Origin of the sequence: Geobacillus sp. WSUCF1, assembly GCF_000422025.1 — a bacterium.
Lineage (GTDB): Bacteria > Bacillota > Bacilli > Bacillales > Anoxybacillaceae > Geobacillus > Geobacillus zalihae.
The window spans coordinates 32,389-38,622 of sequence record NZ_ATCO01000051.1 but is presented as its reverse complement, the minus strand read 5'-3'; the positions used below and the strand labels follow the sequence as shown (position 1 = coordinate 38,622).

Genomic DNA, 6,234 nt, shown 5'->3' with positions numbered 1-6,234 from the left:
CACTTTCACTTCGTTTCGAAGTGAGGGACTTCTTTCGGAAAGATGTTAAAAAGCCGGGGAAAACCATCAGCCATCCGCCAATGAGTGGTCCAAACATTCATCCTCATAGTATACGCGCCATAAATACAGCCCTTCGGCCGGCGCGGTTGGACCAGCGAGGCGCCGATCTTTCGCCGCAAGCAACATCGAAATGTCGGCGGGAGAACGCTTCCCTTGGCCGATCTCCAACACCGTGCCAACGATAATGCGCACCATGTTGTACAAAAAGCCGCTGCCGACAAACCGAAACTCGAGCATCGGGCCGTCGGCCTTCACTTCAGCCCGATACATGGTGCGCACCCGGTCTTCGATCGACGTTTTGGCGGAACAAAAGCTTGTAAAATCGTGCGTTCCATGAAGCAAACCAAGCGCCTCGTTCATCGCGCTGATATGAAGCGAATATGGATGCCATGCGCAATAATGGCGGCGAAACACGTCGCGCTCGGCAGCCGTCCATACTTTATAGCGGTATTCTTTCGCTTTCGCCGAAAAACGGGCGTGGAAGTCTGCATCGGCCTCCTGTACAAAGCGAACGACGATATCATCCGGCAGCTGGGCGTTCAACGCCTTTTTCCACTGCTCCGAGGAAAGGGAAAGCGACGTATCAAAGTGGATCACTTGGCCATAGGCATGAACGCCGGCATCCGTCCTTCCCGAAGCCGCCACACGCACTTTTGTCCCTTTATGCATCCGCCGAAGCACTTCCTCAAACTCGCCTTGCACCGTCCGCTTTCCCGGCTGGATTTGGTAGCCGGAAAAGTGGGTGCCATCATAGGCAATGATGCATTTGATCCGTGTTGTCATGGCCTTCCTCCGCTATGATCGTAATAGACAAAGCAATGCAAAAAGCAGCGCCACGGCCGCTAAAAACACGGTGTCCACCGGCTTCCAAGCGAGCTGGCGGAATTTCGTCCGCCCTTCCCCGCCGCGGTAGCCGCGCGCCTCCATGGCTGTCGCCAGCTCATCGGCTCGTTTGAACGAGCTGATAAACAGAGGCACAAGCAGTGAGACAATGGCTTTCATCCGTTCGGAAAAACGGCCGCCAGAAAAATCAACGCCGCGGGCCGCCTGTGCTTTCATAATTTTTTCCGTCTCTTCCATCAACGTTGGAATGAATCGAAGCGAAATGGCCATCATCAAGGCGAGCTCATGGACAGGAACGCGCATCTTTTTGAGCGGCCCAAGCAAGCTTTCGACGCCATCGGTCACTTCAATCGGCGTCGTCGTCAACGTCAACATCGTCGTCATCCATACAAGGAGCAAAAACCTTAGGGAAATAAAGACCCCTTGCTTGATGCCGCCTTCATATACAGAGAGCGCACCGATTTGGTAGATGACGTCTCCTTCTTTCGTCATGAATAGATGCAACAGCAATGTAAACAAAACGACCCATAAAATCGGTTTCAAGCCGCGGGCAATGAACGAAAACGGGATGCGAGACAGCGCTGCAAAGGCAAACGCAAACAGCGACAGCAGTGCATACGTCGCCGCATTGTTCGCCAAAAAGACGATCAGGACGTAAGCAAACACGATCAATAGTTTGGCGCGCGGGTCTAAGCGATGAATGACGGAATGACCAGGCACATATTGGCCGATAATCAAATGATTCGTCATGGACGCTCACCTTTGGCGAACAATTGCTGGATGGCTTCCGCTGTCTGTTCCAACGTCAAGCATGGCGACGGAATGACAACGCCGAACCGCTTTTCGAGCTGCTGTTTCAATTTGACCGTTTCCGGCACACTCAAACCGATGGCAGCCAGTTTGTCAGCGTCTCGAAAGATCTCTTCCGGCGTTCCGTGGCCCCATACCGTTCCTTCATGCATGACGATGATTTCATCGGCGTACCGGGCGGCGTCCTCCATGCTGTGGGTGACGAGAATGGTTGTCAACTGCTTCTCACGATGGAGGCGATAAAACATCTCCATCATCTCTTTGCGCCCGCGCGGATCAAGGCCCGCGGTCGGTTCATCGAGCACGAGCACTTCTGGTTCAAGCGCGAGCACGCCGGCGATGGCGACGCGCCGCATTTGCCCTCCGCTCAAATCAAACGGCGATTTCGCCAATACGTCTTCACTCAATCCGACGAGCTTAATGAGCTCCCGCGCCTTCCGCTTCGCCTCGTCTTCCGGCACGCCAAAATTGAGCGGGCCAAAACAAATATCTTTCTCCACCGTTTCTTCAAACAACTGGTGCTCCGGGAACTGGAAGACGACCCCGACCTTTTTGCGCAGCGGTTTCAGCTGCTTTGGCCGCTTATGGCTCGTGATCGTCTCTTCGCCGATCTTCACCGCGCCGCTTGTCGGCTGCAGCAACCCGTTTAAATGCTGAAGGAGGGTCGATTTTCCTGAGCCCGTATGCCCAACCACGGCGACGTACGCCCCGCTTCGGATTGCGACATTGACATCATAGAGCGCCCGACGGGCAAGCGGTGAACGGGCGTTGTACACATGCTCTACTTTTTCGAATACAATGTCCATAGCTCCTCGACCAACTCCTCTGTCGTGAAATATCCAGCCCGAAGCGGAATGCCTTGTTCCCGCAAGCGACTGCCCATTTTCACGGCAAACGGCAAATCAAGACCGATGCGCTCGAGCTTGCTTCCGAGCCGAAAGATTTGCTCCGGCGTCCCTTCTGCCATCACTTCGCCTTTGTTCATCACAATGAGGCGGTCCGCCTTCGCCGCCTCTTCCAAATCATGGGTAATTGACAAGACGGTAATGCGCTGCTGGCGGTTCAGGCGGCGCACCGTCTCAAGCACTTCTTCCCTTCCACGCGGGTCAAGCATCGATGTCGCTTCATCCAAAATGATCATATCGGGGCGGAGCGCCAAAATGCCAGCGATGGCGACGCGCTGTTTTTGCCCCCCAGACAACCGGTGCGGCTCATAATGGAGAAACGGCTCCATATGGACTTGGCGAATGGCTTCGCGAATGCGCTCGACCATTTCCAAGCGCGGAATGCCGTTGTTTTCAAGGGCAAAAGCGATGTCGTCTTCCACGGTCGCACCGACAAACTGGTTGTCCGGGTTCTGGAACACAAGGCCAACGCGGCGGCGCACCTCCCAAACGGTTGCGTCGTTCAAAAGGCGTCCAAACAAGCGAATGGCGCCCCGCTCCGGCCGAAGCAAGCCGATCAGCATCCGAGCGATGGTCGATTTGCCGGATCCGTTATGGCCGACGATCGCTAACCACTCCCCGCGCTCGGCCGTGAAGCTGACGTTTTGCACCGCATAGTCGGATTGATTTGGATAGCGAAAGGACACTCCCTCGATCGACAAGATTGGTTCGGCCATGATCGTTTCCCCTTGCTTCGCCGCGTTGCAAACGCAGCCTGCTAAATGATGGTAAACAAAAAAAGGGCATAGATCCAGTTCAAACGAAACTGTCTCGCCCTTGTTGAAATGAAACCGTTACACGAGTTCAATAATGACCATCGGCGCCCCGTCACCGCGGCGAGGACCAAGTTTCATAATGCGCGTATAGCCGCCTTGGCGATCTTGGTAGCGCGGCGCAATGTCGCTGAACAGCTTTTGCAACGCATCCTGGCCGGTTTCGCTGTTGGCGACCTCCTTGCGGATGAATGCCGCTGCTTGGCGGCGGGCATGCAAATCGCCGCGTTTGCCGAGCGTAATCATTTTTTCCATGACCGAGCGCAGTTCTTTCGCCCGCGCTTCCGTCGTTTCAATGCGTTCGTTGATGATTAAGTCTGTTGCCAAGTCGCGAAGCAGTGCTTTTCGTTGCGAAGTCGTGCGTCCTAATTTTCTGTACGACATCAAATGTCCCTCCCTTTTAAAGTGATGTGTTCCTCATGGTGGTCATCATCAAAGCGATATGGTGAAAGTGTGTTTCCGGCTTGCCGGCGGAGGCCGGCACTTAGTCGTCTTTGCGCAGGCTGAGGCCAAGCTCAGCCAGTTTCGCTTTCACTTCCTCAAGCGACTTGCGGCCGAGGTTGCGCACTTTCATCATATCTTCTTCCGTTTTTTGCGTCAGTTCTTGAACAGTGTTGATGCCGGCTCGCTTCAAGCAATTGTAGGAACGAACCGAAAGATCGAGTTCCTCGATCGTCATTTCGAGCACTTTTTCTTTTTGATCATCCTCTTTCTCCACCATGATCTCCGCATTTTGCGCCTCATCCGTCAAGCCGACAAAAATGTTCAGGTGCTCCGTTAAAATTTTCGCTCCAAGGGAAATGGCCTCTTTCGGCCCGATGCTTCCATCCGTCCACACATCAATGGTCAGCTTGTCATAGTCCGTCACTTGGCCGACCCTTGTATTCTCGACTTGATAGGAAACTCGGGAGACCGGCGTATAAATGGAATCGATCGGAATGACGCCGATGGGCTGGTCTTCGCGCTTATTCGCCTCAGCAGGAACATATCCGCGCCCCCGCTTGGCGGTCATGCGCATGCGCAGGCGGCCGCCTTCCGCCAGCGTCGCGATATGAAGGTCCGGGTTTAAAATTTCTACATCGCTGTCGTGAGTGATATCGGCAGCCGTGACAACTCCTTCACCCTGCACATCAATCTCCAACGTTTTCTCTTCGTCTGAATAAATTTTCAACGCTAGTTTTTTGATATTCAAAATGATAGCTGTCACATCTTCCACAACGCCGTCAATCGTGGAAAACTCATGCAAGACGCCGTCGATTTGCACCGATGTTACAGCTGCACCAGGGAGTGAAGACAATAGGATACGACGCAAGGAGTTCCCTAAGGTTGTACCATATCCACGCTCAAGCGGTTCGACGACGAATTTGCCATATTTGGCATCTTCGCTCAGTTCGACCGTTTCAATTTTCGGCTTTTCAATTTCAATCATCGATTATTATACCCTCCTTCAAAACGTCGAGACCCCGATCAAACGGTACACGCCTAACAACATTCCCCCATGAATCTCTCTTTACGCTTGCCTGCCATGGTCTTTATCATATCCCATTATTGACAATGGTGCAAATTCTATACAGGGGCGTTACACGCGGCGACGTTTTGGCGGACGGCATCCATTGTGCGGGATTGGAGTGACGTCTTTGATCGCCGTAATTTCCAACCCGGCTGCTTGCAATGCACGGATCGCTGCCTCGCGGCCAGCCCCCGGACCTTTGACGTTCACTTCGACCGTTTTCATGCCATGCTCCATCGACGCTTTCGCTGCTGCTTCAGCCGCCATTTGCGCCGCAAACGGCGTTGATTTGCGCGAACCTTTGAACCCCAGCGAACCAGCGCTCGCCCAAGCAATGGCGTTGCCATGAACATCCGTAATCGTCACGATCGTGTTGTTGAACGTTGAACGGATATGGGCGATGCCTGTATCAATATTTTTTCTTACCCGGCGTTTACGAGTGTTTGTTCTGCGTGCCATTCGTCAAATGACCTCCTTTGCGTAATTATTTTTTCTTGTTCGCTACCGTGCGGCGCGGACCTTTGCGGGTGCGGGCATTGTTTTTCGTGTTTTGGCCGCGAACCGGCAATCCGCGGCGATGGCGAAGACCACGATAGCAGCCGATCTCCATCAAGCGTTTAATATTCAGCGATACTTCACGGCGCAAATCGCCTTCTACTTTTAAGCGGCCGACGATCTCACGAATGCGGCTAAGCTCTTCTTCCGTTAAGTCGCGGACGCGCGTGTCTTCCGATACGCCAGCTTCTTTTAAGATTTTTTGTGCTGTCGGTTTGCCGATCCCATAAATGTATGTTAACGAAATGACGACCCGTTTATCACGCGGAATATCGACACCTGCAATGCGTGCCATATGATACACCTCCTTAGAAATTACCCTTGGCGTTGTTTATGTTTCGGATTTTCGCAAATGATCATGACTTTGCCCCGTCTGCGAATAACTTTGCATTTTTCGCAAATCGGTTTGACAGATGGTCTTACTTTCATGTTGTTTACCTCCCTATTGAACGGAGTGCATTCCTTTTATTTATATCGATACGTGATCCGTCCACGCGTCAAATCATACGGCGACAGCTCCACCGTCACCCGGTCGCCAGGCAAAATGCGAATGAAATGCATGCGGATCTTGCCGGATACATGAGCCAACACCGTGTGCCCATTTTCTAATTCTACACGAAACATCGCATTTGGCAATGTTTCGATGACGGTGCCTTCCACTTCAATTACATCATCTTTCGCCATCGAGCGGCTCTCCCTCCTTCGAATGAGTAACATTGTGTTGCGCAAAACCGAACGT

Annotated in this window: 10 protein-coding genes; all 10 read right to left on the bottom strand. The window is 52.9% G+C overall.

Features of this window, described 5'->3' with window-relative positions; all coding sequences use genetic code 11:
• Positions 1 to 66: 66 nt before the first annotated feature.
• Complete coding sequence (gene truA / locus I656_RS10350; protein WP_015373731.1) at positions 67 to 843, bottom strand: tRNA pseudouridine(38-40) synthase TruA; 777 nt, start codon at positions 841 to 843, stop codon at positions 67 to 69.
• A 12-nt stretch (positions 844 to 855) separates the two neighbouring features.
• Entirely contained in the window at positions 856 to 1,653 is a 798-nt protein-coding gene (locus I656_RS10355) for an energy-coupling factor transporter transmembrane protein EcfT (RefSeq protein ID WP_020754519.1), read from the bottom strand.
• Positions 1,650 to 2,519 (bottom strand): energy-coupling factor ABC transporter ATP-binding protein, encoded by an 870-nt coding sequence (locus I656_RS10360; RefSeq protein WP_020754518.1) that lies wholly within the window; start codon positions 2,517 to 2,519, stop codon positions 1,650 to 1,652. Before I656_RS10360 ends, I656_RS10355 begins: the two co-directional genes overlap by 4 nt.
• Positions 2,495 to 3,334 (bottom strand): energy-coupling factor ABC transporter ATP-binding protein, encoded by an 840-nt coding sequence (locus I656_RS10365; RefSeq protein WP_011229647.1) that lies wholly within the window; start codon positions 3,332 to 3,334, stop codon positions 2,495 to 2,497. The genes I656_RS10360 and I656_RS10365 overlap by 25 nt, the downstream gene beginning before the upstream one ends.
• Before the next feature lie 117 nt (positions 3,335 to 3,451).
• Positions 3,452 to 3,814, bottom strand: a complete 363-nt coding sequence (gene rplQ, locus I656_RS10370; protein WP_011229646.1) for a 50S ribosomal protein L17 — start codon at positions 3,812 to 3,814, stop codon at positions 3,452 to 3,454.
• A gap of 100 nt (positions 3,815 to 3,914) precedes the next feature.
• On the bottom strand, positions 3,915 to 4,859 hold the full coding sequence (locus tag I656_RS10375) for a DNA-directed RNA polymerase subunit alpha (RefSeq protein WP_011229645.1): 945 nt from the start codon (positions 4,857 to 4,859) through the stop codon (positions 3,915 to 3,917).
• Positions 4,860 to 5,009: 150 nt separating this feature from the next.
• Positions 5,010 to 5,399 carry a 30S ribosomal protein S11 gene (rpsK, locus tag I656_RS10380; RefSeq protein WP_011229644.1) on the bottom strand — a complete coding sequence of 130 codons (390 nt, stop codon included), beginning with the start codon at positions 5,397 to 5,399 and terminating at the stop codon, positions 5,010 to 5,012.
• Between the two features lie 25 nt (positions 5,400 to 5,424).
• Complete coding sequence (gene rpsM / locus I656_RS10385) at positions 5,425 to 5,790, bottom strand: 30S ribosomal protein S13 (RefSeq protein WP_015373728.1); 366 nt, start codon at positions 5,788 to 5,790, stop codon at positions 5,425 to 5,427.
• A gap of 20 nt (positions 5,791 to 5,810) precedes the next feature.
• Complete coding sequence (rpmJ, locus tag I656_RS10390; RefSeq protein WP_011229643.1) at positions 5,811 to 5,924, bottom strand: 50S ribosomal protein L36; 114 nt, start codon at positions 5,922 to 5,924, stop codon at positions 5,811 to 5,813.
• 36 nt (positions 5,925 to 5,960) lie between these two features.
• The gene (gene infA, locus I656_RS10395) at positions 5,961 to 6,179 is read right to left on the bottom strand and encodes a translation initiation factor IF-1 (RefSeq protein ID WP_011229642.1); all 219 of its coding nucleotides are present in this window, start codon (positions 6,177 to 6,179) and stop codon (positions 5,961 to 5,963) included.
• Between the last annotated feature and the right edge of the window lie 55 nt (positions 6,180 to 6,234).